This window comes from Ensifer sp. GW823-FHT05D09 (assembly GCF_058795755.1).
This window is the reverse complement of sequence record NZ_JBXAIA010000044.1, coordinates 1-522: the sequence shown is the minus strand read 5'-3', so window position 1 is coordinate 522 and position 522 is coordinate 1. Positions and strand designations below refer to the sequence as shown.

Genomic DNA, 522 nt, shown 5'->3' with positions numbered 1-522 from the left:
TAGTCCCTTTGCGAAGAGCGCCTATGCGGCGATCCCCACCGGGGTGCCGCGCACACCGCTTTTCGGCGTCAAGAAGTTCTCACAACCCATGCACCGTCTGCACCTGCTCAGTCCGGTTGCGATGACGCGCACTGCAGAGGGTCATGCGGCGTTTCCAGCGCATCTGGCTGAACGGCCGGCGAAGCGCTTGTCCTATCACACCGATTTTTCGGCCGATCCGACAAACAGGCAATTCATCAATCCGAGGACCAATCGTGGCCCGATCGAAGGGCGCCCTCCGGGAGAGATATTCGCGCATCAGCGCTGGGACGAGTTCTTCCCCAAAGTGGGTTACATCATGAGGCTCGGCGAAATTACCCAGGCCGGCGGCGGATACTTCCACGACCACTTCCCGGTGCAGCAGCCAGACAGCGTCTGGTGTTATGGTAGCGGCAGGGCCGGCGAATGCAGCCTGCCACCGTTCCTGATCAAGGGTCGCTACGGCGAACCCATCATGACGCGGATCTACAATGACCTGCCTGT

General features: G+C 60.7%; 1 pseudogene. It reads left to right on the top strand.

Annotated elements, in window-relative coordinates:
- Positions 1-522, top strand: a pseudogene (locus AC1Q80_RS30845) (multicopper oxidase family protein); the annotation flags it as partial.